Raw genomic sequence first — 24,085 nt, 5'->3', positions numbered from 1 at the left:
ATGACGGCAGCTCCCAAACCCACGATCAAGACCATTGAGGAACATGCAAGCTGCGGCGGGCGGGTTGGCTTTTACAGCCATCCGTCCGACAGCCTCGGGCTGGAAGCACGTTTTGGCGTGTTCCTGCCCGAACAGGCACTGGCGGGCGCGCGCGTGCCGGTGGTGTACGTACTGGCGGGGCTGACCTGCACGGACGAAACCTTCCTGATCAAGTCCAATGCCGTGCGGTTTGCCGCACGCCACGGGCTTGCACTGGTTGCTCCCGATACCTCGCCGCGCGGCGCGGGTGTTGCGGGCGAGGACGAATCCTACGACCTGGGCACGGGTGCGGGCTTCTACCTTGATGCCACGACCCCGGCATGGCAGGCGCATTACCGCATGGGCACCTATGTCAGTCAGGAACTGCCGGAACTGACGCAGGCCCTGTTCGCGCTCGATGGCGCGCGGCGCGGCATAATGGGTCATTCCATGGGTGGCCACGGGGCCCTGGTCCATGCGTTGCGGGACCCGAAGGCATGGAAATCGGTCTCGGCGTTCGCACCCATCTGCCACCCGGCCGTCGTGCCATGGGGGGAGAAGGCGTTCTCCACCTATCTTGGTCCCGATCGCGCCACATGGGCACGGCATGACGCGACGCTGCTGCTTGAAGCCGGGCATACCCACCCGACGGAAATCCTGGTTGACCAGGGGGAATCCGATCAGTTCCTGCATAACCAGCTCAAGCCCGAACTGCTGCGCAAAGCGGCGGCGCAGGTTGGCCAGCCACTAAAGCTGCGGCTGCATGCGGGATATGATCATTCCTACTGGTTCATCCAGTCGTTCATTGCGGATCATATCGACCACCACGCCACCATCCTCAACGCGATGTGACGTGCGGGCGTGGGATCATGCACCAATCAGGTGCAGTACGATCTCACGCCGGTGGGGGCGGCTACGATGCTCGAACAGGTAAAGCCCCTGCCACATGCCCAGCACCGGGCGGCCATCCGCCACCGGAATGGATAGCTGGGTATTGGTAAGCATGCTGCGCAGGTGGGCGGGCATGTCATCCGGGCCTTCATCTTCATGAATGTAGCGACCGGGCTGTTCGGGCACCAGGGTTTCAAAATAGCGTTCTATATCCGCCCGTACCGTCGGGTCAGCATTTTCCTGCACGGTCAGTGAGGCCGAGGTATGACGGCACCACAGGGTGAGCAGGCCGGTTTCAATGCCGCTCTGCCCCACCCAGTCCAGTACCGGCCGGTCAATCGGAACCAGCCCCTTGCCCCGGGTACTGACATGAAGGCTGTGCAGTTCCTGGCGCATGGGCTTGTCCTTTCGTGGTTATTTCAGGAAACCGATCAGGGATTCCGCTTCCGATACGATGGGTTCGGCAATGGTGCGAGCCCGCGCTGCGCCCGCGCGCAGTGTCTCGCGCAGGAAGTCGGGTTCGCGCAGCAGACGACCGGTCTCTGATGCAATAGGGGCGACGGCGCCCACCAGTACATCCGTCAGTGCCGTCTTGAATGGACCGAAACCCTGCCCGCCAAACTCCGCCAGCACGTCCGGTACCGTCCGGCCTGACAACGTGGCGTATATGGTTACCAGATTGCGGGCCTCGGGCCGGTTTTCAAGCCCTGCCTCCTCGGAGGGCAGGGGTTCGGAATCGGTCTTGGCGCGGCGGATCTTGCTGGCAATGGTATCGGCATCATCCGTCATCTCGATCCGGCTCTGGGCGGAGGGATCGGATTTGGACATCTTCTTGCTGCCATCGCGCAGGCTCATGACGCGCGCGCCCTGAGGCGGAATAAGAGCCTCGACCTGCGGGAAAAAGTCCGTCCCGTAATCATGGTTGAATTTCTGGGCAATGTCGTTGGTCAGTTCCAGATGCTGCTTCTGGTCATCGCCCACCGGCACGACAGTAGCCCTGTACGCCAGGATATCGGCCGCCATCAGGTCGGGATAGACATACAGCCCGGCGGAATGCTTCTCGCGGTCCTTGCCCGCCTTGTCCTTGAACTGGGTCATGCGGTTGAGCCAGCCGATGCGGGCGACACAGTTGAAGATCCATCCCAGCCGCGCATGGGCGCTGACGGCGGACTGGTTGAACAGGATATGCCGTTCGACATCAATGCCCGATGCCAGCAGGACGGCGGCCTGCGCCAGGGTCTGCTGGCGCAGAGTGGCGGGTTCCTGCCATGTGGTGATGGCGTGCATGTCCACCAGGCAGAAAATGCAGTCATGGTCGCGCTGCAGCGCAACCCAGTTGCGTATCGCGCCCAGGTAATTGCCAAGCTGCGGGATACCGGTCGGCTGAATGCCGGAAAACAGGCGTTGCATGGAAATATTGTCCGTTTTTTTGCCCCGGCGGGTCAAGATGCCGGGTTGTCAGGGCAGGGGATGAACCGCATCAAGGCGGCGACGTTCTTCCGCCACCATGGAGGTGGTCATGGGGTGGGCGCGTTCGGCCGCGACATCTCCGGCGGTAAATACCGGGACAGGCTGCGTATCACCCCGCGTGGCCAGATAGCTCAGGATGGAGGCAATTTCCTCATCCGACAGATGGGTGCGGAAAGGTGGCATGGAGAAGTTGTAGTGCACGCCATCAATTTCCAACGGGCCATTCAACCCGTTCAGCAGCACATGCATCAGGTACTGCTTGCCTTCGGGCGTTGCCGCAATCCTGTCAACCCGGCCCGATATGGGCGGGATCTCGCCCTTCAGGCCTTCACCGCCATGGTGGCAGATGCCGCAATTGGTGCGGTAGCGTGCATAGCCATGCTGCCCGTAGCGCGAGCAGGCGGCCAGCAGGACCATGGCGCTGGCCATGCCGGCAAGGCGCAGCGCAGATACCATGCGCCCGGTCACAATCTTCATGTCCGTTTTTCGTTTCCCGTCTGCCTTAATGGTAAAAAAGCCATTCACCCGGCAGATGAATGGCTTTTTCCAGGTCCTAATGGCCGCTGGGGGAAACACCCAGGAGCTGTATCTTGAAGATGAGCGGGCTGTCCGGCTGGATGATCCCCATGGATTTATGCCCGTAGCCCAGTTCGGGCGGGACATACAGCATCCATGTATCGCCCACATGCATCATGGGCACCGCTTCCTGCCAGCCCTTGATCACCATTTCCAGTGGCATCTGCATATATGCGCCGTGGCCGTGCTGCTCGGAACTGTCAAAAATGCCGCCATCGGGCAGACGGCCTTCATAGATCACCATCACGCTGTCGTTGACGGTGGGCTGCGCGCCATCCTTCGGCCCGGATTTCAGCACCTTGTAGGCCAGTCCGTCGGGCAGGGTCTGGACACCGGGCTGCTTGCGCACGTTGTCCATGAACTGGGCCGGGGTCAGTTCCGGCTGGTCATCCTGCTTTCCGCCACCGCATGCCGCAAGCGGCACGGCGACCGTGGTTGCGACAAGAAGGGGAATGATACGGGAAAAGCGTTTCATGACACCTCGGCTGATTGTTGGAAAAGCATGAAGGGCAGGCGATCAGAGCGCGCCGCCGCGCCGGCCGATCTTGGCCCCCAGCCGCAGGCGCAGCGCGTTCAGGTTGATGAAGCCCTGCGCATCGGCCTGGTTGTAGGCGCCTTCGTCATCCTCGAAGGTGACGACGCGGGTGTCATACAGGCTGTTGGGGCTTTCGCGGCCCACGCAGATCACGTTGCCCTTGTACAGTTTCAGCCGCACGCGGCCGGTCACCGAATGCTGACTCTGGTCGATCAGGGCCTGCAGCATGCGGCGCTCGGGGGAGAACCACAGCCCGTTATAGATGATCTCGGCATAGCGCGGCATCAGGCTGTCCTTGAGGTGCATGGCCTCGCGGTCAAGGGTGATGCTTTCGATGCTGCGGTGCGCGGTCAGCAGGATCGTGCCGCCCGGTGTCTCGTAAATGCCGCGTGACTTCATGCCCACGAAGCGGTTTTCCACCAGGTCAAGCCGGCCGATGCCGTTGTCGCGGCCCAGTTCGTTCAGGCGCGTGAGCAGCGTTGCGGGCGACATGGCCACGCCATTGATCGCAACCGGGTCACCCGATACGAAATCGATGGTGATTTCGGTGGCCTTGTCCGGTGCCGCTTCGGGGGAGATGGTGCGCTGGAACACGATTTCCTCCGGCCCGACCGCCGGGTCTTCCAGCAGCTTGCCTTCGGAGGAGGAGTGCAGCAGGTTCGCATCGACCGAGAACGGTGCCTCCCCACGCTTGTCCTTTGCGATGGGGATCTGGTGTTCCTCGGCAAAGGCCAGCAGGCGGGTGCGCGATGTCAGGTCCCATTCACGCCACGGCGCGATCACGGTGATGTCGGGCTTGAGCGCGTAATAGGCCAGTTCGAAACGGACCTGGTCGTTACCCTTGCCGGTGGCGCCATGGGCCACGGCATCGGCGCCGACCTGCTCGGCAATCTCGATCTGGCGCTGGGCGATCAGGGGGCGGGCGATGGAGGTGCCCAGCAGGTACTGCCCCTCGTACAGCGCGTTGGCGCGGAACATGGGGAAGACGAAGTCCTTGACGAAGGTCTCGCGCAGGTCCTCGACAAAGATTTCCTTCACGCCGAACATCTCGGCCTTGCGGCGGGCGGGTTCGAGTTCCTCGCCCTGGCCCAGGTCTGCCGTAAAGGTCACGACCTCGCAATTATAGGTGGTCTGCAACCAGCGCAGAATCACGGAAGTATCAAGACCGCCCGAATAGGCGAGAACGACCTTTTTGACATCCCTGGCGGCCATGGGGAGAACGCTCCTGTCCACAAAACTTTCAACACGACTTTGCCGGGTCAACCGGCGGCCTGTCCTCCTAGCATCCCACAGCGCGGGCGACCAGAAGTGATGGGCGGATTTTTAGGTCATTGCGCGGCATCGGTCCCGTCATCGGGGCGGGCTGCGCGGCGCAGGCGCTGGCTTTCGGTGCGCAGCTGCCCGCACGCGGCCAGGATGTCGCGCCCGCGTGGCATGCGGATGGGGGAAGCAAAGCCCGCATCCATCACGATGTTCGCAAACCGATCCAGCTGTTCACGTGTGGAGGGGCGGTAGCTGCTGCCCGGCCACGGGTTGAACGGGATCAGGTTGACCTTGGCCGGTATGCCCGAGATCAGGCGCACCAGTTCGCGTGCGTCGGCCTCGCTGTCATTGATGCCGCGCAGCATGATGTATTCGAACGTTATGCGGCGGGCATTGCTGGCGGCCGGGTAGCGACGGCAGGCGGCAATTACCTCCCTGATCGGGTATTTGCGGTTGAGCGGCACGATCTCGTCACGCAGGTCATCGCGCACCGCATGCAGCGACACGGCCAGGTTGATGCCCAGTTCCGCCCCGCACTGGTCCATCATCGGCACCACGCCGGATGTGGAAAGCGTGATGCGCCGGCGCGACAGGCCAATGCCCTCGCCATCCATGATGATGCGCATGGCCTTGGCTACGTTGTCGTAATTGTACAGCGGCTCACCCATACCCATCAGCACGATGGTGGACAGCAGGCGCGGGGTATCACCCTTGGGGCTGGGCCATTCGCCATAGCTGTCGCGCGCAGCCATGAACTGGCCCACGATCTCGGCAGCGCCCAGGTTGCGCACCAGCGCCTGCGTGCCGGTGTGGCAGAACGTGCATGACAGCGTGCAGCCCACCTGCGAGGAAATGCACACGGCCCCGCGGTCTTCCTGCCGGTCGGGAATGTAGACGGTCTCGGCTTCCTGCCCATCGCGGAAGCGGAACAGGAATTTGCGCGTGGAATCCTGCGATGTCTGTTCGGTCACCACGCCGGGACGTCCGACGACAAAACGTTCGGCCAGCTTTTCCTGCAACGGGCGCGCGATGGAACTCATGCGCGAGAAATCGGTGGCGCCCTGATCGTAGATCCAGTGCCACAGCTGCTTGGTGCGGAATGGCTTTTCGCCAATCTCGACCATGATGTCCGTCAGTTCTTCACGCGACAGGCCCACCAGATCGCGCCTGCCATCAGGCATGGCCGCCGTGGGCGGGGCGAACTGGGCCGATTTGGCACGGATGCGCGCGCGTTCCTCATCATTAAGGAGGGAGGCCGCCGTCCCGTCACGTGAGCGGGAAGGGGTGGGGACTGCGGAGGACATACCGGTGCTGCCTATGTTCTACATGTCATTCAAAAGGGGGAGGGCGTTGTGCCTGCCGCTCCATCGTGCCTGTGTATCACAGTGCAGCCGGCAGATGCGACCGCCGATCACCCGTCCTTGCGGGCGGCAATCAGGAATTCCCGGTTGCCTTCCGGCCCGGTAATGGGGCTGGGGTCGATGCCCAGCACGGTCCATCCGGGCAGGTCCGACCACCACTGGCGGATCATTTCGCATACGGCCTCATGCACGGCCGGGTCACGCACGACGCCTTTTGCCCCCACGGCCTCACGCCCGGCTTCGAACTGTGGCTTGATCAGCGCAATGGCCCATGCGCCCGGTGCGCACAGGTCCAGCCCCGCAGGCAGGACGGTGCGCAGGCCGATGAAGCTGGCGTCACATACCAGCGCGCCGATCGGGTCGGGAATGATTGTGGTGTCCAGCGCGCGGGCATTGCATTTTTCCAGCACGACCACCTGCTCGGTGTTGCGGCGGAGCTTCCAGGCCAGTTGGCCGTGACCCACATCCACCGCATAGACCTTCGCCGCCCCTTCGTGCAGTAACACGTCGGTAAAGCCACCGGTGGAGGCCCCGACATCAAGGCAGGTCAGGCCCGAGGGCGAGAGTCCGAAATGCTCCAGCCCATGCGCCAGCTTGATCCCCCCGCGTGAGACCCATGGATGGTCCTGCCCCTTGAGTGTCAGGGGCGTGTCCTCCGGTATCTGCTCGCCTGCCTTTGCTATGCGCCGGTCAGGTGTGTGGACCAGTCCCGCCATGATGAGCGCCTGCGCCCGGGTGCGGGTCTCCACCAGCCCCCGGTCCACCAGCATCTGGTCAACGCGACGTTTTGCCATGGACGCTACCGGCCCCGGATGCGCTCAGGCCATCTGCCGCGACTGCGGCAGGCCAAGGGCGGACAGGGCGGTCTTCACGATCGATGCCGCATCCAGCCCTGCCTCGATATACTGTGCGTCCTGCGTGTTATGATCGATGAAGCGGTCGGGCAGCGTCATGGGGCGGAAGCGCACGCGGTCCAGCAAACCGGTCTTTGCCAGATGTGTCATGACAAAGCTGGCAAACCCGCCAACCGATCCTTCCTCGATGGTGATCAGCACGGCGTGGTTGCGCGCCAGCTGCTCGACCAGCGCCGTGTCGATCGGCTTGGCGAAGCGGGCATCGGCCACGGTGGGGGACAGGCCGTGCGCTGCCAGCATGTCGGCCGCCTTCAGCGCCTCGGCCAGCCTCGGCCCGAGCGAGAGGATGGCGATGCCTCCCTGTTCCGGCCCGGTCTGGCGTGTCATCTCGCGCACGATTCGCCCGCGCCCGATCTCCAGCACCTCGCCCGCCGCCGGCAGGTCCAGCCCCAGACCCGCGCCGCGCGGGTAACGCAGGCCGATCGGGCCTTCGTCAAACGCGATGGCGGTGGCCGTCATGTGCTTGAGTTCCACCTCGGTGCTTGGCGCCATCAGCGTGATGCCGGGCAGGCAGCCCAGATAGGCGATATCGAACGAACCGGCATGGGTTGCGCCATCGGCGCCCACCAGCCCCGCGCGGTCGATGGCGAAGCGCACCGGCAGCTTCTGCAGCACCACGTCATGCATCACCTGGTCATAGGCGCGCTGCAGGAAGGAGGAATAGATGGCGCAGAACGGGCGCAGCCCCTCCGTCGCCATGCCGGCGGCGAATGTCACGGCATGCTGTTCGGCAATGCCCACGTCGAAAAAGCGGTCAGGGTAGAGTTTGGCGAACTTGTCCAGCCCCGTGCCGGACGGCATGGCGGCGGTGATCGTGACGATCTTCTCGTCGGTTGCGGCCTGGCGCACCAGTTCGCCGGCAAAGACCGAGGTGTAGCTGGGCGGGCCGGACGGGCCCTTCTTCTGCTCGCCGGTCACCACGTTGAACTTCGAGACCGCGTGGTACTTGTCGCCCGCCGATTCGGCCGGCCTGTAGCCATGGCCCTTCTCGGTAATCACGTGCAGCAGCACGGGGCCGACATCCTCGGCATCGCGCAGGTTGCGCAGGATGTGAACCAGCTGGTTCATGTCATGCCCGTCCACCGGGCCGACATAATAGAAGCCCAGCTCTTCGAACAGCGTGCCGCCGGTCATGATGCCGCGCGCGTATTCATCCGCCTTCTTTGCCGTGCGTTCCAGCCGGCCGGGCAGGCGCTTGGCCATCTTGGCGGCGAGTTCGCGTAAGGAGAGGAACTTGCGCGAGGACATCAGCCGCGACAGGTAGTTCGACATCGCGCCGACCGGGGGCGCGATGGACATCTCGTTGTCGTTGAGCACCACGATCAGGCGCTCGGCGCCGGGGCCGCAATGCGAGGCGTTGTTCATCGCCTCATAGGCCATGCCCGCCGAGATCGAGCCATCGCCGATCACCGCGATCACGTTGCGCTCGCGGTAGGAGGGGTCCTCCTCCGCGCGCAGGTGATGGGCCACGGCCATGCCCAGGCCCGCGGAAATGGAGGTGGACGAATGCGCCGCGCCAAACGGGTCGTATTCGCTCTCGCTGCGCCGCGTGAAGCCCGACAGCCCGCCCGGCTGGCGCAGGGTGCGGATGCGCTCGCGCCGCCCGGTCAGGATCTTGTGCGGATAGGCCTGGTGGCCCACATCCCAGATCACCCGGTCATCGGGTGTGTCGAACACGGCATGCAGCGCCACGGTCAGTTCAACCACGCCCAGCGACGCCCCAAGGTGGCCACCCGTCGTGGACACGGCATCGATCGTCTCGGACCGCAGTTCCTCCGCCAGTTGCTTCAGCTGCTCCACCGACAGGTTGCGCAGGTCATGCGGCGCGCGCACCCGGTCAAGCTGCGGGTAGCGCCCGAGGGTGGGAATCTTGCCAGGCGTGTTGCTCTCGGTCATGTCGATCAGTTCCTGCGCTCTACCACGTAGTGCACCAGATCGCGCAGGCGATCGGCCTCGGGACCAAAGATGTCGATATGGGATTCAGCCTGTTCCGCCACGCGGCGGGCTTCCTTCGCCGCACCGTCCACACCCAGCAGGGCGACATAGGTGGACTTGCCGGCGGCTTCGTCCTTGCCTGCGGTCTTGCCCAGTTCCTCGGCACTTGCCGTGGCGTCCAGCACGTCATCGGCAATCTGGAAGGCAGCACCCAGGTCACGGCCATAGGCGGAAATGCGCTTGCGCACATCGTCACTGGCCTGGCCCAGGATGGCCCCGGCCTCGGCCGAATAGCGGATCAGGCAACCGGTTTTCAGTGCATGCAGGCGGGCGACTTCCTCAAGCGACAGGGCGCGGCCTTCACCTTCCATGTCGATCATCTGGCCACCGACCATGCCGGCCGCACCCGAGGCATCGGCCAGTGCGCGGACCAGGTTTATGCGCACATCCGCGCTTTCATGCGTCAGCGGACCGGCCAGGATGTCGAACGACATGGTCTGCAGCGCATCACCGGCAAGAATGGCGGTTGCCTCATCGAACTTGCGGTGGGTGGAGGGCTGGCCACGGCGCAGGTCATCATCATCCATGGCGGGCAGGTCATCATGCACCAGCGAATAGGCATGCAGCATCTCGACGGATGCGGCCACACGGTCCGCGCCTTCCGCCGCCACCCCGAACAGGCTGGCCACTTCGGCCACCAGATAGCCGCGCAGGCGCTTGCCACCACCCAGGGTTGCATAGCGCATGGCGTCGATCAGGCGGGCCTCGCCCCCTTCGACGCGGGGCAGCAGGCGGTCGATCATGCCCTCGATCGCGGTTGCGCGCGCGGACATGGATGCACGCAGACGGACCATGCGATCCGCACTGTCGGTTCGGGACGAGGGGGCTGTTGTTTGGCTCATCTGGTGCATCAATCCATTGGTTTTGCATCCAGCGTGCCATCGGCACGCTGGACAATCGCCTGGACGCGGGCCTCGGCCTCGTCCAGCTTTTTCTGGCAGTACTGGCGCAGGGCGGCGCCACGCTCATAGGACGTGATCGCGTCCTCCAGCCTGAGCTGTCCGACCTCAAGCTGGCGCACGATGGTCTCGAGTTCGGCCAGTGCGTCCTCGAACGAAAGCGTGTTCAGGTCCTGGGTCATGTGTGCGTGGCGCTTCCTGAAAATGACTTGGCTGGCGCAGGCATTACATCCATGTGGGGCATCCTGCCAAGGGTACAACTGGTTCTGTGGCGTTTTGACACTTATGCGGGCAGCGCGGTGGTGCCGGAGCCTGATACCGTATCGGGTTTGCGGCGGATCACGAAGGACAGCGTGCCACCTTCCTCCCCGAAGGCAATGAGCGCGTGCCCGGTCTCGCGGCAGAAGGCCTGGAAATCCGCAACGGATGCCCGGTCGGTCGCGATCACGCGCAGCCGGGCGCCGGGGGGCAGGGTGCGCAGCATGCGGTTGGCCCTGAGCACGGGCAGGGGACAGCTCAGGCCGCGGGCGTCTAGCAGGATCTCGCTCATGGGAACCGTATCTCCGTGATATGGGCAGCCATGCCCGTGCATACTATGGTTTGATGTTGCGCTCGGGTAAGACCATAAAAGAAAACGCGCCGTTGATAAAACATGATGAAAGAAAGACTCCGCATGGGCTCCTATCGTATTGGAATTGATTTTGGCGGCACCAAGATCGAAATAGCCGCCCTTGCCAAGGATGGGGCCGAGCGCATACGCCGGCGCATCACCAATCCTGGCAACTATCCCGCTGCCATCAAGGCCATGTGCGAGTTGATCCACGGCGTGGATCAGGAACTGGGTGGCACGGGAACGGTGGGAATCGGGATCCCAGGTTCGATCAGTCCCGATACGGGCGTGATCAAGAACGCCAACGCGACATGGCTCAACAACCAGCCGCTGATCCGTGACATGACGGCGGCCCTTGGCCGTGAGGTGCGGATCGAGAACGATGCGAACTGTTTTGCCCTGTCCGAGGCGATTGATGGTGCGGGTGCGGGTCACCACAGCGTGTTCGGGGTAATCATCGGTACCGGCATGGGTGCCGGCATCGTGATCGATGGGAAACTGCTGATCGGCCATAACCATATTGCCGGTGAATGGGGGCATGTTCCGCTGCCATGGCCACGGCTGGAGGAGTTCCCCATGCCCAAATGCTTCTGTGGCAATGAGGGGTGCATGGAACGATTCCTGAGCGGTTCGGCGCTGGCGCAGGACTGGAAGGGGCCCGGCCATCGCAGTGCCGCCCATATCGAGCAGGAAGCCGAAGCGGGCGACCTGACCGCCATTGGCGCACTGGACCGCTACATGGACCGCATGGCCCGCGCCTGCGCCATGGCGATCAATTTCATGGACCCCGATGTGATCGTGCTGGGCGGCGGGGTATCCAACCTTGAATCGATTTACGAACGCGTTCCCCGCCTGATGCAGCGTTATGTCATTACGCCCAACTGCACCACGCCCATCGTGCGCAACCGCCATGGCGACAGTTCAGGCGTGCGCGGGGCGGCGTGGCTGTGGAATGATCATCACGTGGCCTGATCACATTTCAGGCTGCATGACTGCGGCCTGGATCAGTCTTCCGCTGCATCCAGGCCACGAAAGCCGGTTGCCACCACATACAGTTCGCTTGATTCCTTGCGGCTGGCCGGTGGCTTGGCATGGCGGACCTGCGTGAACAGGCGCTTGAGATCCGCCAGCATCTGCTTTTCCGAACCGCCCTGAAACACCTTGGCCACGAATGCCCCGTCGGGCGCCAGGATGCGGGTTGCGAAATCCAGAGCCAGTTCCGCCAGGCCGATGATGCGCAGGTGATCGGTGGGGGCATGGCCGGTGGTGTTGGGCGCCATGTCGGACATGACCAGATCCGCCTTGCCCCCCAGCAGGCCGGTCAGGCGGTCAGGCATGGCGGGGTCATTGAAGTCGCCTTCGATTACGGTTGCACCCGGCACCGGATCGACAGGCAGCAGGTCAACCCCCACCACTTCCGCTGCGCCACGCTTGACCGCGACCTGTGTCCAGCCACCGGGGGCAGCCCCCAGGTCAACCACGCGCGTGCCCGGACGGATCAGGTGAAAGCGGTCATCCAGTTCGATCAGCTTGAAGGCCGCGCGGGAGCGCCAGCCCTGTTTCTGCGCGGCCTGCACATAGGGGTCGTTGAGCTGGCGCTGCAGCCAGCGATGCTGGGCGGTGGTGCGGCCGCGCGCCTTCTTTACGGTTACGGTCTTGGTCCGGCTGGTCTGGGCCGCCCGTCCGTCGGTGCTGGTGTCGCCTGTGCCGGGCGTAAGGCTGCTGGTGCGGGCCTTGCCCGGTATGCGGGTGGTGGAACGCTGTTTCATGACGGGACGCGGTCAGGTACTGACCCGGTGCTCCATATGACTGTGCAGGGAGAAGGAAGGCGACGGGGGGGTGGCAAAGCCGCCATGCCGCCTGCGGTCCCCGATCATGCGTAAAAGCAGTCCGTCACGCAATCCCCTGTCCGCTACCGTCAGGTTGAGCATCGGCCACGTGGTGACGATCGCCTCGAATATCGCACAGCCCGGCAGCAGGTAGCGCGCGCGGTCCGGCCCGATGACGGGATTGCACACGAGACCCGCCATGCCTGCCCTGCGCAGGCTGCCGATCATGCCCAGCGCCTGTGGTACGGACAGGCTGCATCCGTCGATGCCCGCGCGTTCATATCGCCCCTGTCCCTGCGCCATGCTGGCCAGTGTCGTGACCGTGCCGCTGGTGCCCAGCAGCATGACGTTGTCGCGCGCGATTTCGCGGGTGATGCAATGTACGTCATCAAAGCCGCGCAGCACGTTGCCAATCTCTTCCACGGCGGCGCGGTAGCCGGCATCGGTAAAGATATCGGCACCATGGCGTTCGCCCAGCGTCATGATGCCCATTGGCAGGCTGACATAACCCGACAGGTCATGGCGCCGGGCATGACGGTCGATTCGTGCCCATGCGATTTCGGTCGAGCCGCCGCCAATGTCGAACAGCAGGCCACGCCCGGCGGTGCTGTCCCGGTCCTGCAGCAGCGAATTGCAGGCGGCAAGTGCCAGTTCGGCTTCTTCCCGCGCGGAAATGACCGATATGTTCAGCCCTGTCTCATGCATGACGCGGGCGATGAAATCCATGCCATTGCCCGCCCTGCGGCAGGCTTCCGTCGCGATGGCGCGGTGGCTGTGCAGTTCATACAGCCCCATGCGCGCGACACAGGCGCGCAGGGCGGTGATGGTGCGTTCCATCGCGGCCTCGGCCAGTTGGCCGGAATGGTGCAGTCCTTCGCCAAGGCGTACGGCGCGGCTGAAACTGTCGATGACGCGCAGCCCGCGCTCACCCGCGCGGGCGACCAGCAGGCGGCAGTTATGGGTACCGAGATCAATGGCGGCATAAAGTGGCGTGCGCCCCACGCGACGGTTCGCGACGGACGCGAACGGCAGCGAGGCTGCATGGTGGTGACTTGATGCGCTGAGCCTGTGCTGGACCATTGTTCATCCCAAACCCGTTGACGGCCAAGGTATTACCTATTGTGTTGAGTGTTCTGCATAAAACGCAAGACAAAAGAGAAAGTTTGCGAAAAAGCAGCGGGAGGGGTTGCACCCCCGGCGGCAGGCAGGTATATGCCTGATCACCGCAGCGCATCGCGCCGCCGTCTCCTTGCTGGGGGATAGTTTAGCGGTAGAACTACCGGCTCTGACCCGGTCAGCCCTGGTTCGAATCCAGGTCCCCCAGCCAGTTTTTCCTGAAAATCATTAATGGAAACAGTCTGCCTTCGGGCTTTCCATGCAGGTCATCCCGTAAGCGGGTTGCCGTGTCTGTATGTCTCCAAAGGGCTTCGGGTCATTCCGACGGCTTGCCTGCGGGTCCTGTCTGTCCTGCTCTGTGAATGGGAGCGCAGGCCCGGCCAGGATGCCCGCAATCGGTGGCTGCCCGCCCGTTCAGGGCCGTGACAGATGGTGGCAGGAAACTGATCTTTCCATCAGGGTGATGAAAGAGGGTCATGTTCGGGGCAGGCAAGGAAGATCATCAATAATGATGATCTTCCTGAAAATCGAAACAATAAAAATGATCAGTGTTCAGGCCCCTTTAGAATCTTGAGGACTTCAGGGGAGGGGTGGCCATAGATTTTATGGTATGTTTTGTAATTTTTATCCATATTTTCCATATATCCCCAATAATTCCCGTTACCATCAAAAGCAATGGATGCAAAATTCATGCACATGCCAAGCTTGCAGCCTCTGATATAGGCGATGTTATTGACGACGGAAGTATTGAAGCCCTCTTCATGCAGCAGGCCATTGACAAGGCTGTAATCATTTTGTGTAATTTTTTTAATTCCGGTATCCAGTTCATTCGCATGCGGATTTTTCAGGACTTCGGAATAGTTCTGTTCATGCTTTACCCATGACATGTCTTCAGCATGCGCGACGGCAGGGATGGTGATGGCCATGATCCCTGCCATCATGAAATTCTTCAGTGTCATTCTTCTTGCTTTCAAAATTGGCCGCCTGCATTGCGGATGCGGTGGTTTTCTTGCCGCGCGGCCCGCTACCTGAAAAAAGGCCGGGCAGGGGAGGAAATCTGCCCTGGCCGGTTCAGCATGTTGGGCAGCGTTTGACCTGCTGGTCCACCACAATTTCGACCATGCGGCGGAGTGTGCGCATGTCGCCCGAAAAATGCTGCCTGAGCAGATCCATTTCAATACCGTCGAGCCCGAACCAGCCCGGGCGCAGGTTCCTGTCCTGCTCGATCTGGCGCAGGATGTTCAGGGCAAGTGCGGGGAGGTGGGACGCCCCGGGTCTGTCCACATGAATGATCTGGCAACGGGATTTCAGTGGTTCCGTAACCTTTGAGATGTCGTTGGCGGTCAGGACCCACCGGATATGGCTGACATCGACAGGGACGTTGAGGAAGAAATCCCGGAATTCGCGTGCTTCGCGCATGTCGAGGAAGGAAAGCAGGGCATCCTGCACGCTTCCGTGCCGCCCATCCTTCGGCGGTTTGTCCACTTCATCAAGAATGATGCAGGGATTGGCCATGCCGGTCATGGCCAGGCATTCCACGATCACGGACGGCTTGGCATCACCAAAGGTCTGGTGTGTGCCGGTAAGGGCCAGGGAATCAGGCATGGCCCCCACGTTCATGGTCATGACCTCATAGCCCAGTGTGCGGTAATAAAGCCGCGCCACGGTGGATTTGCCCGAACCCGGCGGCCCCACCAGCAATACGGGCTGCGCATTGCCCCGCATACCCCATTCCAGTCGCTTCAGGTCGGCCTGGGCCATGGCCTGGATGGCGTTCAGGGCGTGGGGGCAGGCCTGCTCGACCGTCTGGATATGGGCGCGCACGTTTCCAGGTTCGTGCACCAGCAGCGGGTGCTCGAGCCTGCGTACGGACGCGTAGGGATCGGGCGTATTCTTGCGTTTGTGTTCCGGCAGCCTGTAATGTTCAGGGATTACGCTGATATGGACATGTTCATCCACCGGGGATGGTACATGTGCATCTGCCGGGTCGGAACCGTCATCCCCGTCATCGAGGATGGTGGTCTCACATGCCTGCAGCAGTGCTTTCAAATCGTCCATGTCTGACATCTGATACCTCTCTTATACGGTTCACGTTCTGGATGGCAGGAGTGAACGGTCGTATGAGCAGGTTCAGTTGTGTCATGCAGCCTGTGTATCATGAGCGGGCGGCCCGTGCCATTGAAATCTGATCATGGGCCGCCCGCGCACGGCGTGGCTCAGGCCGCGAGACCGCCATCGGTGGTCAGCGCCGAACCGGTGATGAAGCTGGCCTGCGGGCTGGCCAGGAACGAAACCACGGACGCGATATCGCTGACCTTTCCGTATTCCTTGTGGCACATGAAGCTGCGCAGCAGGTCGGCGGCGGCACCTGTGGCAGGGTTCATGTCGGTATCGATCGGGCCGGGCTGCACCACGTTGATGGTGATCCCGCGCGGGCCAAGGTCACGCGCCGCACCGCGTGCGAAGCCGTTGAGCGCCGACTTGGACGCCGAATACAGCGAAATGCCGGGGAAGGGGGAGCGTTCGGCAAAGGTCGAACCGATCAGGATGATCCGGCCGCCCTGCGTCATGTGGCGCGCGGCCTCGATGGTCTCGATCATGACGGCGCGCACATTCAGGCCCAGCACCGCATCGACCTGCTCGTCCGTCATCTCGACCACGTCACCATAGGGGTAGATGCCTGCATTGCACACCAGTGCGTCGATCCGGCCCATTTCCCTGACCACGCGCTGGATGGCGGCGCGGTTGCCACTGCCTTCGCCATCGCAGCGGATGGCCATGGCCCGGCGGCCCAGTGCCTGGACCTCATCAACCGTTTTCTGTGCCGCCTGTTCGTTGCGGGCATAGGAAATGGCGATGTCGTAGCCATCCTTGGCCAGTGATTTCGCGATGGCGGCACCGATGCCGCGGCTGCCGCCGGTAATGTAGGCCACGCGTTGTGTCATTGTATTTATCTCCTGTTTCCAGCCTGTCTTTTCCCCCTACAGCACCATGCGGGCGCGGGAAAGCACACGCCTGCGTGCGAAGGGGCTTGATCGCGGGGTGCGGGTTGTCTATAGCCTGCCTGTTCGCGCGTCCGGGCCTGTAGGGCATGCCCGGCCGCAATGGAGTGGCTGCGTCACCCGCATGGGGGGCGTAGACACGGGCACCCGACATTCAGGAGAAGAAAATGCCCAAGATGAAGACCAAGTCATCGGTCAAGAAGCGGTTCAAGATCACCGCCACCGGCAAGGTGCTGGCAGGTCCGGGCAACAAGCGCCACGGCCTGATCAACCGCTCGCAGAAGATGAAGCGCACGAACCGTGGTTCGCAGGTGCTGACGGAAATGGACGGCCGCACTGTAAAGCAGTGGGCCCCCTACGGTCTGGCATAAGGAGCACCTGAGATATGGCACGTGTGAAACGCGGCGTAACCACCCACGCCCGCCACAAGAAGGTTCTCGAGCTCTCCAAGGGCTTCCGGGGCCGTTCCTCCACCAACTACCGCATCGCGCTGGAACGTCTGGAAAAGTCGCTTCAGTACGCCTACCGCGACCGCCGGAACAAGAAGCGCGAATTCCGCGCACTGTGGATCCAGCGCATCAACGCGGCGGTGCGTGAGCATGGCCTGACCTACAGCCGTTTCATCAACGGCCTGGACAAGGCTGGCATCGAGATCGACCGCAAGGTCCTCGCCGCCATCGCTTATGACGATGCAGCAACCTTTGCTGAAATCGTGAAGAAGGCGCAGGTTGCTCTGGCCTGATCCCTGTTCCACGCCCGCGTGGCGACAGGTCCACGAAACGGGTCGTCCCATCGGGCGGCCCGTTTTGTTTTTAATGCGATGCCCGTGCCGTGCCCATTGCGGGTGGCGGGCACAATTCCATGTGCCGGGTCTGGCCGCCGGTAGGTAATCCCTTGCCAGCCCGCCCGATGTGAGCCTGTGCGAGGTGCTATGAGTGACGATCTCGAAACCCTGAGGGACCAGACGGTCCGGGCACTCGCTGCCGCGACCGACCAGCGTGAATGGGATGCGGTGCGCGTCGGCACGCTGGGCAAGTCGGGCAGGCTGACGGCACTTCTCAAGGAACTCGGGCGCATGACGCCCGATGAACGGCGTACGCGGGGTGCGGCACTCAACCGCCTGCGTGATGAACTCTCCCGCCTGATCGAGGCGCGTGGGCAGGAAATCGAGACAGCAGCACTCAACGCCCGGCTTGCGGCCGAACGCGTGGACGTGACACTGCCCTGCGCGCCGGAAACGCACGGCGCGCTGCACCCCATTACCCGCACGATCGAGGAAATGGCCGCCATTTTCGGTGCGATGGGATTCCGGATTGCAGAAGGCCCGGATATCGAGAGCGACTGGCACAACTTCTCGGCGCTGAACACGCCTGCACACCATCCCGCCCGCACGGATCAGGATACGTTCTATCTGCCAGCCGAGGCCGAGGGCCAGCCCGAGCGCGTGCTGCGCACCCAGACATCGGGCGTACAGATCCGCACCATGCTGGACCACGAGCCGCCCATCCGCATCATTGCCCCAGGCCGCACCTACCGCGCCGACCATGATGCCACCCATTCCCCCATGTTCCACCAGTGCGAGGGGCTGGTGATCGACCGCGGCATCACGCTTGGCCACCTCAAGGGCTGCCTGTCGGACTTCCTGCGCGCGTTCTTCCAGATGCCGGACCTGCCGGTGCGGTTCCGGGCCTCGTATTTTCCGTTTACCGAACCGTCCATGGAAATCGACATCGGCTGGTCACGCAAGACCGGGCAGATCGGTGCGGGCGATGACTGGCTGGAAGTGCTGGGTGCCGGCATGGTGCACCCCCGCGTGCTGGCCAATTGCGGGCTGGATGCGCGGCAGTGGCAGGGTTTTGCCTTTGGCATGGGCATCGAGCGGCTGACCATGCTGCGCCACGGCATTCCCGACCTGCGCTCGTTCTATGAAAGCGATGTCCGCTGGCTGCGCCATTACGGCACCAGCCCCCTGTCTCCCGCCCTGCTGCACGAAGGTCTGTGATCGATGAAGTTCTCCCTGTCCTGGCTGCGTGAACACCTCGACACCACGGCAACACTGGACGAGATCACCACAACCCTGAACACCATCGGGCTTGAGGTGGAAGGGGTCGAGAACCCGGCGGCGGCTCTTGCCGCCTTCCGCACCGCACGTATCCTTGAAGCCACCCAGCACCCCAATGCCGACCGGCTGCGCGTGTGCCAGGTCGATGCGGGGGAGGGGTTCGCGCGCGTGCAGGTCGTGTGCGGCGCACCCAATGCGCGCGCGGGGCTGCATGTGATCTTTGCCCCGCCCGGCACCTTCATTCCGGCCAGCGGCGTGACCATCAAGGCGGGCAAGCTGCGGGGCGAGACCAGTGGCGGCATGCTGTGCTCGCTGCGGGAACTGGGCATTGGCGCGGAAACCGACGGGATTGCCGAACTGCCCGAAGGCACCGCGCCGGGGCAGTCCTACCCGCTGTTCGCCGGGCTGGATGATCCGATCATCGATATTGCCGTTACCCCCAACCGGGGCGATGCGCTGGCGGTGCGCGGTATTGCGCGTGACCTTGCGGCGGCGGGTCTGGGCACGCTCCGGCCGTGGCGGGCGGACGTTGTGGAAAGCCGTTTCGACACCCCCGTCACATGGCGCATCACCTATCCCGAAGCCTGCCCGTGGGTGCTGGGCCGGGCCATCCGGGGCGTGAAGAATGGCCCCAGCCCGGACTGGCTGAAGCGCAGGCTTGAATCCATCGGCCTGCGCCCGGTCTCGGCACTGGTGGACATCACCAATTTCTTCACCTTCGACCTTGGCCGCCCGCTGCATGTGTTCGATGCGGACAAAATCATGGGCGGGGAACTGACCATCTGCCGTGGCGCGGGTGAGAGCTTTGCGGCACTTGATGGCAGCGAACATGTCATGACGCCCGATGACTGCGTGATTGCCGACGGGCGTGGCGTGCAGTCGCTGGCCGGAATCATGGGCGGGGCGGAAAGCGGTGTGAGCGATACAACGACCACCGTGTTCGTGGAATGCGCGCTGTTCGACCCCGTGGCGATTGCGCTGGCGGGGCGGCGGCACAACCTGCATTCCGACGCACGCCAGCGTTTCGAGCGCGGTGTGGACCAGGCCCTGCCGCCTGAGGCCCTTGAGGCCGCGACACGCATGATCCTTGACCTGTGTGGCGGGGAAGCGGGCAGCGTTGTCTCTGCCGGGGCCGAACCCGCATGGCAGCGCCAGGCACATCTGGAATTCGCCCGGATCGAGACGATCGGCGGACTGGTGGAAGAGCCGGACCAGGCCGTCCATCTGCTGGAGGGGCTGGGCTTTACCGTGCGAGAATGTGATGCCCGCCACGTGGTGGTGGATGTGCCCCCATGGCGCAACGACATCGCAACCCCCATGCTGCTGGACCAGCAGGCCGACCTGCCGCCCGCACGCGCACAGGCGGCGGTGGAGGGTGCCGTGGCACTTGACCCCGAAGTGGACCTGATCGAGGAAGTGCTGCGCCTGCGCGGGCTGGACAGCGTGCCTGCCGTGTCGCTGCCGGTGGGCAATGCCGTGCCGCTGCCGGCACTTGCCCCGCGGCAGGCCCGTGTTGCCAGCCTGCGCCGCCAGCTTGCGGCCGCTGGCCTGCTGGAGACTGTGGGTTTCTCGTTTGTTGCGATGGAACAGGCCGCCGCGTTTGGTGAAACCCCGCCCGACCTGCATCTGCTCAACCCGATTGCGGCGGATCTGGACCAGATGCGTCCCACGCCGCTGGTCAACCTGCTGGCGGCCGTCCGGAACAATGCGGCCCGGGGCTATCCCGATCTTGGCCTGTTCGAGGTCGGGCCCGCCTTTGGCCCGGATGGGCAGGTGCTTGTGGCCGCGGGTATCCGCAGCGGCCATTCGCCCCGGCTGCCGGGGCAGCCAGCCCGGCCGGTGGATCTGTGGCAGGTCAAGGCCGATGCGCTGGCGGGGCTTGCCATTGCCGGCGCGGCCATGGAGGGGCTGGGCATTACCGCCGATGCCCCGTCCTTCTACCATCCCGGCCGTTCCGGCGTGATCCGGCAGGGGCCGAAGCTGGTGCTGGGGCATTTTGGCCAGCTGCATCCCGCATTGCTGGCCACGCGCGGTATTGATGTGCCGGTCTGCGCGTTCATGCTGTATCCCGATGCCGTGCCCGAACCCAAGCGCAAGCGCAGGGCGCCGCCCGCGCTGTCCGCCTTCCAGCCGCTCAAGCGTGATTTCGCCTTTGTGGTGGCGGCGGATGTTCCGGTGGAAAAGCTGCTGCGTGCGGTAAAGGGGGCGGAGCGCAACCTGATTGTCGCCGCAAGCCTGTTTGATGTTTATGAAGGTGACAAGATCCCGGCGGGGCACAAGTCGCTGGGTGTGGAGATAACCCTTCAGCCTGTGGACAGGACCCTGACCGATGCGGAAATCGAAGCTGTCTGTGACCGGGTGCTGGCTGCCGCGCAGAAAAGCTGCAATGCAGTCCTGCGGGGCTGAACGGCGCGCCGGTCGCGTCGCCAGCATGTGGGCAACCCGCGGCATCGGGGCCGGGCTGGCGGTGCTGCTGGGCGGGGCAGGCCTGCCCGCCCATGCCACCGAAATTACCGGCGCGGGGTCCAGTTTCGGCGCACCGATTTATGGCGCATGGGGGGCGGCTGCTGCGCGTGCGACCGACATCCGCCTGAATTACCAGACCATCGGTTCTGGCGCCGGGCAGAACCAGGTCAAGGCCCGCACGGTTGATTTTGGCGCATCCGACGCCCCCATGAACGCGGCCCAGCTTGCGCAGAACGGGCTGCTCCAGTTTCCCACCGTAATGGGTGCGATCGTGGCGGTGGTGAACCTGCCCGGTGTTGACGCAGGCCACCTGCGCCTGACGGGGGAACTGCTGGCACGGCTGTACGCCGGTGACATCACGATGTGGAACGACCCTGCCATCACGGCCGAAAATCCCGGCGTCACGCTGCCGGCCATGCCGGTTGCTCCCGTGCGGCGCGCGGATGGGTCTGGCACCACGTTCGTGTTCACCTCCTACCTTGCCCGTGTCTCGCCCCGCTGGGCGAAGGAGCAGGGCAGCGGCACCTCCATCGAATGGCCGGTAGGGGAAGGCGCGCGTGGCAATGACGGGATTGCCGCTGCCGTACGCAATACCGAAGGCAGTATCGGTTATCTTGAATATGCCTATGCCGCTGGCAATCACATGCCGATTGTCGAACTGCGCAACCGGCATGGAGAGATGGTCGAAGCCGGCCCGGACAGCTTCAGCCGCGCCGTGAGCACCGCGCGCTGGGCGCAGGATGCAACCCATGCCGCTGATGTGCTGGACGGGAATGGCGCGGGGGCATGGCCGATCATGGCCGCGACATACGTGCTGGTGCCGCAGGACCGGGCGGAGACGGCACAGGGCCGTGCCGTGCGTACCTTCTTTGACTGGAGCATGCGCAATGGGGGAGAGGCAGCGCTTTCCCTGCATTACGTGCCGCTGCCCGATGATATCCGTGCAACCATACGCGGCCTGCTTGCGCACTGATCATACGGCAGGGAAGCAGGCGGAAGGACTGACAGTTTCTGGCGGCCGCCTCTCTTTAAAAAGAAAGAACGGCCTGCCCCGAAGCTTTGTGGAAAACCTTCACCAAAAAATTCTGCTATTCTAGGGCGCGGTATTTGCGCTGGCGGGGCCGACACGATAAGCGGGTCAGGCATGACCGTAACTTCCCCCTATCCATCGCCTGCCGTGCCGGATATTTCCTCTGCTACCCCGACCATATGGATCATGGCGGGCGAAGCCAGCGGCGATGTGCTGGGCAGTCGGCTCATGACGGCACTCCGTGCGCGCTGTCCCGGTGTGAAATTTGCCGGGATCGGGGGCGAGCGCATGCAGGGGCAGGGGCTGCGGTCGCTGTTTCCGCTGCGTGACCTTGCGGTCATGGGGCTGATGGAAGTGCTGCCACGCCTGCGTCACCTCTCACGCAGGCTGGACCAGGCGGTGGCGGATATCACGGCGCACAGGCCCGATCTGGTCATTACCATCGACAGCCCCGGTTTTACCCTGCGCCTGCTGCGGCGGATTGCACCACTTTCCATTCCACGCGTCCATTATGTCGCCCCGCAGGTGTGGGCATGGCGCGAACACCGGGTGCGCGAATTCCCCGGCCTGTGGGAGCGCATGCTGTGCCTGTTGCCGTTCGAGCCGGAATTCTTTGCGCGCCACGGGCTGGAAGCGCGCTTTGTCGGCCATCCCGTGCTTCAGTCCGGCGCGGATACGGGGTCGGGCGAAGCCTTCCGCGCGCGGTATGGCATCGCGGCCGATGCCCCGGTTCTGGTGCTCATGCCCGGCAGCCGCCGGTCCGAAGCACCGCGCCTGCTGCCGGTTTTCGGACAGATGCTGACCGTGGTGCGGCGGAACGTGCCGGATATCGTGCCCGTTGTGCCCGTCTCTCCCGTCATTGCCGATATCGTACGCGCGGGGGTGGCAAAATGGCCGGTCCGGCCCATTGTCGTGACGGATGTGCATGACAAACACGATGCCTTTGCCGCAGCCGATGCAGCCCTGACCAAATCAGGCACGTCCACGCTGGAACTGGCCATGGCAGGCGTGCCCATGGCGGTGACCTACCGTGTCAATCCGCTCACGGCGGCCATCGCGCGGCGGCTGATCCGCGTGCCATATGTGGCCATGGTCAACCTGCTGTGCGGGCACAGGCTGGTGCCCGAACTGCTGCAGGAACGCTGCACGCCCGCCCTGCTGGCCGCCACCGTGGAGCGCCTGCTGCGCGACCCCGCCAGCCGTGCCCTGCAGCGCGCGGGTTTTGCGCATATCCGCACGCTGCTGCGCGGCCCGGGTGCGGACCCGGCCAGTGCGGCTGCAGCCGAGATCATGGATCTTCTGGCGGAATCTACTGTCCCGTCCCGTTCGGCGTAGCCCGCACGGCAGGGGAGACCGGGGTACTCTGGTCATCGCCCGGTACGGCGGGGGCGGACGCACCGGGCGGCAGGGGCTCGTTTTCCGATATCAGGGCGTGCAGTTCCGTGCGGAGCATGAAAATGCCCATGATCACGGTGCCCACCACGGTAATCCCGATCCAGACCAGCTTGCCGATCTGTTCGTCACGTTCTTCTTTGCTGCCGGGAGCAGGTCGGTCAGGCTTTGCCATAAAGGGCCTCCGCCGAAACTTCGGGTTTTGTTATTTCCACGATCCCTTCGGGCCGCAGGGCATTATAGAAGCAGCTGCGTCGGCCCGTGTGGCAGGCAACGCCCTTCTGGTCCACCAGCAGCAGCACGGCATCACGATCACAGTCCAGCCGGGCATCCACCAGCGTCTGCACCTGCCCCGATGTCTCGCCCTTGCGCCACAGGCCCTGGCGGCTGCGGGAATAGTAGCACACACGGCCCGTGCGCAGCGTCTCGTCCAGTGCCGCGCGGTTCATCCAGGCCAGCATCAGGACTTCGCCCGTGTCGTGCTGCTGGGCGATGGCCGTGATCAGGCCATCGGGGTTGAATCTGACCCTGTCCAGAATGGTGGCGCGGGTCGTCGGGTCGGGCGGTCTATAGGGCATCTGTCTTACCTTGCGTAACCGGGCCGGGCCATGGGCAGGCACGCACCTGCAGCACCAGAGGGGCCAGCCATCTGTAAA

Annotated in this window: 26 protein-coding genes and 1 tRNA gene; 9 read left to right on the top strand and 18 right to left on the bottom strand. The window is 63.7% G+C overall.

The features are described 5' to 3' along the window. Positions 1-870: an S-formylglutathione hydrolase gene (gene fghA, locus LDL32_RS04650; RefSeq protein WP_233064808.1), complete on the top strand. Its 870-nt coding sequence runs from the start codon at positions 1-3 to the stop codon at positions 868-870. 15 nt (positions 871-885) lie between these two features. Here the strand turns inward: fghA and LDL32_RS04645 are convergent, their stop codons facing one another. The 11 genes from LDL32_RS04645 to LDL32_RS04595 form a co-directional block, all read right to left on the bottom strand. Beyond that, a complete protein-coding gene (locus LDL32_RS04645) occupies positions 886-1,305 on the bottom strand; it encodes a secondary thiamine-phosphate synthase enzyme YjbQ (RefSeq protein WP_233064806.1) in 420 nt (139 codons plus the stop codon). An 18-nt stretch (positions 1,306-1,323) separates the two neighbouring features. Next, a complete protein-coding gene (gene trpS, locus LDL32_RS04640; protein WP_233064804.1) occupies positions 1,324-2,319 on the bottom strand; it encodes a tryptophan--tRNA ligase in 996 nt (331 codons plus the stop codon). A gap of 48 nt (positions 2,320-2,367) precedes the next feature. Beyond that, complete coding sequence (locus tag LDL32_RS04635) at positions 2,368-2,856, bottom strand: cytochrome c (RefSeq protein ID WP_233064802.1); 489 nt, start codon at positions 2,854-2,856, stop codon at positions 2,368-2,370. A 76-nt stretch (positions 2,857-2,932) separates the two neighbouring features. Further along, positions 2,933-3,430, bottom strand: a complete 498-nt coding sequence (locus tag LDL32_RS04630) for an FKBP-type peptidyl-prolyl cis-trans isomerase (protein ID WP_233064800.1) — start codon at positions 3,428-3,430, stop codon at positions 2,933-2,935. Positions 3,431-3,472: 42 nt separating this feature from the next. Further along, positions 3,473-4,702: an argininosuccinate synthase gene (locus LDL32_RS04625; RefSeq protein ID WP_007400432.1), complete on the bottom strand. Its 1,230-nt coding sequence runs from the start codon at positions 4,700-4,702 to the stop codon at positions 3,473-3,475. 116 nt (positions 4,703-4,818) lie between these two features. Then, positions 4,819-6,057: a 23S rRNA (adenine(2503)-C(2))-methyltransferase RlmN gene (gene rlmN / locus LDL32_RS04620; RefSeq protein ID WP_233064799.1), complete on the bottom strand. Its 1,239-nt coding sequence runs from the start codon at positions 6,055-6,057 to the stop codon at positions 4,819-4,821. Positions 6,058-6,164: 107 nt separating this feature from the next. Further along, positions 6,165-6,908, bottom strand: coding sequence for a TlyA family RNA methyltransferase (locus tag LDL32_RS04615; protein WP_233064797.1), 744 nt, complete (start codon positions 6,906-6,908; stop codon positions 6,165-6,167). 24 nt (positions 6,909-6,932) lie between these two features. After that, entirely contained in the window at positions 6,933-8,924 is a 1,992-nt protein-coding gene (gene dxs, locus LDL32_RS04610; protein WP_233064795.1) for a 1-deoxy-D-xylulose-5-phosphate synthase, read from the bottom strand. A 5-nt stretch (positions 8,925-8,929) separates the two neighbouring features. Further along, on the bottom strand, positions 8,930-9,865 hold the full coding sequence (locus LDL32_RS04605; RefSeq protein ID WP_370636636.1) for a polyprenyl synthetase family protein: 936 nt from the start codon (positions 9,863-9,865) through the stop codon (positions 8,930-8,932). 8 nt (positions 9,866-9,873) lie between these two features. Further along, complete coding sequence (locus tag LDL32_RS04600; RefSeq protein WP_233064794.1) at positions 9,874-10,104, bottom strand: exodeoxyribonuclease VII small subunit; 231 nt, start codon at positions 10,102-10,104, stop codon at positions 9,874-9,876. A gap of 101 nt (positions 10,105-10,205) precedes the next feature. Beyond that, the gene (locus LDL32_RS04595) at positions 10,206-10,472 is read right to left on the bottom strand and encodes a sulfurtransferase TusA family protein (protein ID WP_233064793.1); all 267 of its coding nucleotides are present in this window, start codon (positions 10,470-10,472) and stop codon (positions 10,206-10,208) included. Positions 10,473-10,595: 123 nt separating this feature from the next. Between LDL32_RS04595 and LDL32_RS04590 the strand changes: the two genes are divergently transcribed. Then, on the top strand, positions 10,596-11,504 hold the full coding sequence (locus tag LDL32_RS04590; RefSeq protein ID WP_233068701.1) for an ROK family protein: 909 nt from the start codon (positions 10,596-10,598) through the stop codon (positions 11,502-11,504). A 32-nt stretch (positions 11,505-11,536) separates the two neighbouring features. On the opposite strand, the gene LDL32_RS04585 is transcribed toward LDL32_RS04590, so the two are convergent. Together LDL32_RS04585 and LDL32_RS04580 are read right to left on the bottom strand one after the other, a co-directional pair. Continuing rightward, positions 11,537-12,301, bottom strand: coding sequence for an RlmE family RNA methyltransferase (locus LDL32_RS04585; RefSeq protein WP_233064792.1), 765 nt, complete (start codon positions 12,299-12,301; stop codon positions 11,537-11,539). A 12-nt stretch (positions 12,302-12,313) separates the two neighbouring features. Next, complete coding sequence (locus LDL32_RS04580) at positions 12,314-13,441, bottom strand: Ppx/GppA phosphatase family protein (protein ID WP_233064791.1); 1,128 nt, start codon at positions 13,439-13,441, stop codon at positions 12,314-12,316. A gap of 173 nt (positions 13,442-13,614) precedes the next feature. Between LDL32_RS04580 and LDL32_RS04575 the strand changes: the two genes are divergently transcribed. Beyond that, a tRNA-Gln gene (locus LDL32_RS04575) sits at positions 13,615-13,688 on the top strand. A gap of 334 nt (positions 13,689-14,022) precedes the next feature. Here the strand turns inward: LDL32_RS04575 and LDL32_RS04570 are convergent. From LDL32_RS04570 to LDL32_RS04560, 3 genes are all read right to left on the bottom strand, one after another. After that, the gene (locus LDL32_RS04570; RefSeq protein ID WP_233064790.1) at positions 14,023-14,436 is read right to left on the bottom strand and encodes a hypothetical protein; all 414 of its coding nucleotides are present in this window, start codon (positions 14,434-14,436) and stop codon (positions 14,023-14,025) included. Positions 14,437-14,548: 112 nt separating this feature from the next. Next, complete coding sequence (locus tag LDL32_RS04565) at positions 14,549-15,544, bottom strand: AAA family ATPase (RefSeq protein ID WP_233064789.1); 996 nt, start codon at positions 15,542-15,544, stop codon at positions 14,549-14,551. A gap of 149 nt (positions 15,545-15,693) precedes the next feature. After that, a complete protein-coding gene (locus tag LDL32_RS04560; RefSeq protein ID WP_233064788.1) occupies positions 15,694-16,422 on the bottom strand; it encodes an SDR family NAD(P)-dependent oxidoreductase in 729 nt (242 codons plus the stop codon). A 224-nt stretch (positions 16,423-16,646) separates the two neighbouring features. Here LDL32_RS04560 and rpmI point away from each other — a divergent pair, with 224 nt between their 5' ends. The 6 genes from rpmI to lpxB all read left to right on the top strand — a co-directional run bounded on the left by rpmI (position 16,647) and on the right by lpxB (position 23,372). Further along, positions 16,647-16,850, top strand: coding sequence for a 50S ribosomal protein L35 (gene rpmI / locus LDL32_RS04555; RefSeq protein WP_007400447.1), 204 nt, complete (start codon positions 16,647-16,649; stop codon positions 16,848-16,850). Positions 16,851-16,864: 14 nt separating this feature from the next. Continuing rightward, on the top strand, positions 16,865-17,221 hold the full coding sequence (rplT, locus tag LDL32_RS04550) for a 50S ribosomal protein L20 (protein ID WP_233064786.1): 357 nt from the start codon (positions 16,865-16,867) through the stop codon (positions 17,219-17,221). A gap of 189 nt (positions 17,222-17,410) precedes the next feature. Further along, positions 17,411-18,481, top strand: coding sequence for a phenylalanine--tRNA ligase subunit alpha (gene pheS, locus LDL32_RS04545; protein WP_233064784.1), 1,071 nt, complete (start codon positions 17,411-17,413; stop codon positions 18,479-18,481). Positions 18,482-18,484: 3 nt separating this feature from the next. After that, positions 18,485-20,947, top strand: a complete 2,463-nt coding sequence (gene pheT, locus LDL32_RS04540) for a phenylalanine--tRNA ligase subunit beta (RefSeq protein WP_233064783.1) — start codon at positions 18,485-18,487, stop codon at positions 20,945-20,947. After that, positions 20,928-21,980 carry a phosphate ABC transporter substrate-binding protein PstS gene (gene pstS, locus LDL32_RS04535; RefSeq protein ID WP_370636635.1) on the top strand — a complete coding sequence of 351 codons (1,053 nt, stop codon included), beginning with the start codon at positions 20,928-20,930 and terminating at the stop codon, positions 21,978-21,980. Before pheT ends, pstS begins: the two co-directional genes overlap by 20 nt. 171 nt (positions 21,981-22,151) lie before the next feature. Next, positions 22,152-23,372: a lipid-A-disaccharide synthase gene (gene lpxB / locus LDL32_RS04530; RefSeq protein WP_233064782.1), complete on the top strand. Its 1,221-nt coding sequence runs from the start codon at positions 22,152-22,154 to the stop codon at positions 23,370-23,372. Here lpxB and LDL32_RS04525 read toward each other — a convergent pair. Then, the gene (locus LDL32_RS04525; RefSeq protein WP_233064781.1) at positions 23,347-23,604 is read right to left on the bottom strand and encodes a hypothetical protein; all 258 of its coding nucleotides are present in this window, start codon (positions 23,602-23,604) and stop codon (positions 23,347-23,349) included. The two genes, lpxB and LDL32_RS04525, sit on opposite strands and share 26 nt — an antisense overlap. Further along, the gene (hisI, locus tag LDL32_RS04520) at positions 23,591-24,007 is read right to left on the bottom strand and encodes a phosphoribosyl-AMP cyclohydrolase (RefSeq protein WP_233064780.1); all 417 of its coding nucleotides are present in this window, start codon (positions 24,005-24,007) and stop codon (positions 23,591-23,593) included. Before hisI ends, LDL32_RS04525 begins: the two co-directional genes overlap by 14 nt. Between the last annotated feature and the right edge of the window lie 78 nt (positions 24,008-24,085).

This window comes from Komagataeibacter sp. FNDCF1 (assembly GCF_021295335.1).
Taxonomy (GTDB): Bacteria; Pseudomonadota; Alphaproteobacteria; order Acetobacterales; family Acetobacteraceae; genus Komagataeibacter.
This window is presented reverse-complemented; position numbering and strand designations above follow the sequence as displayed.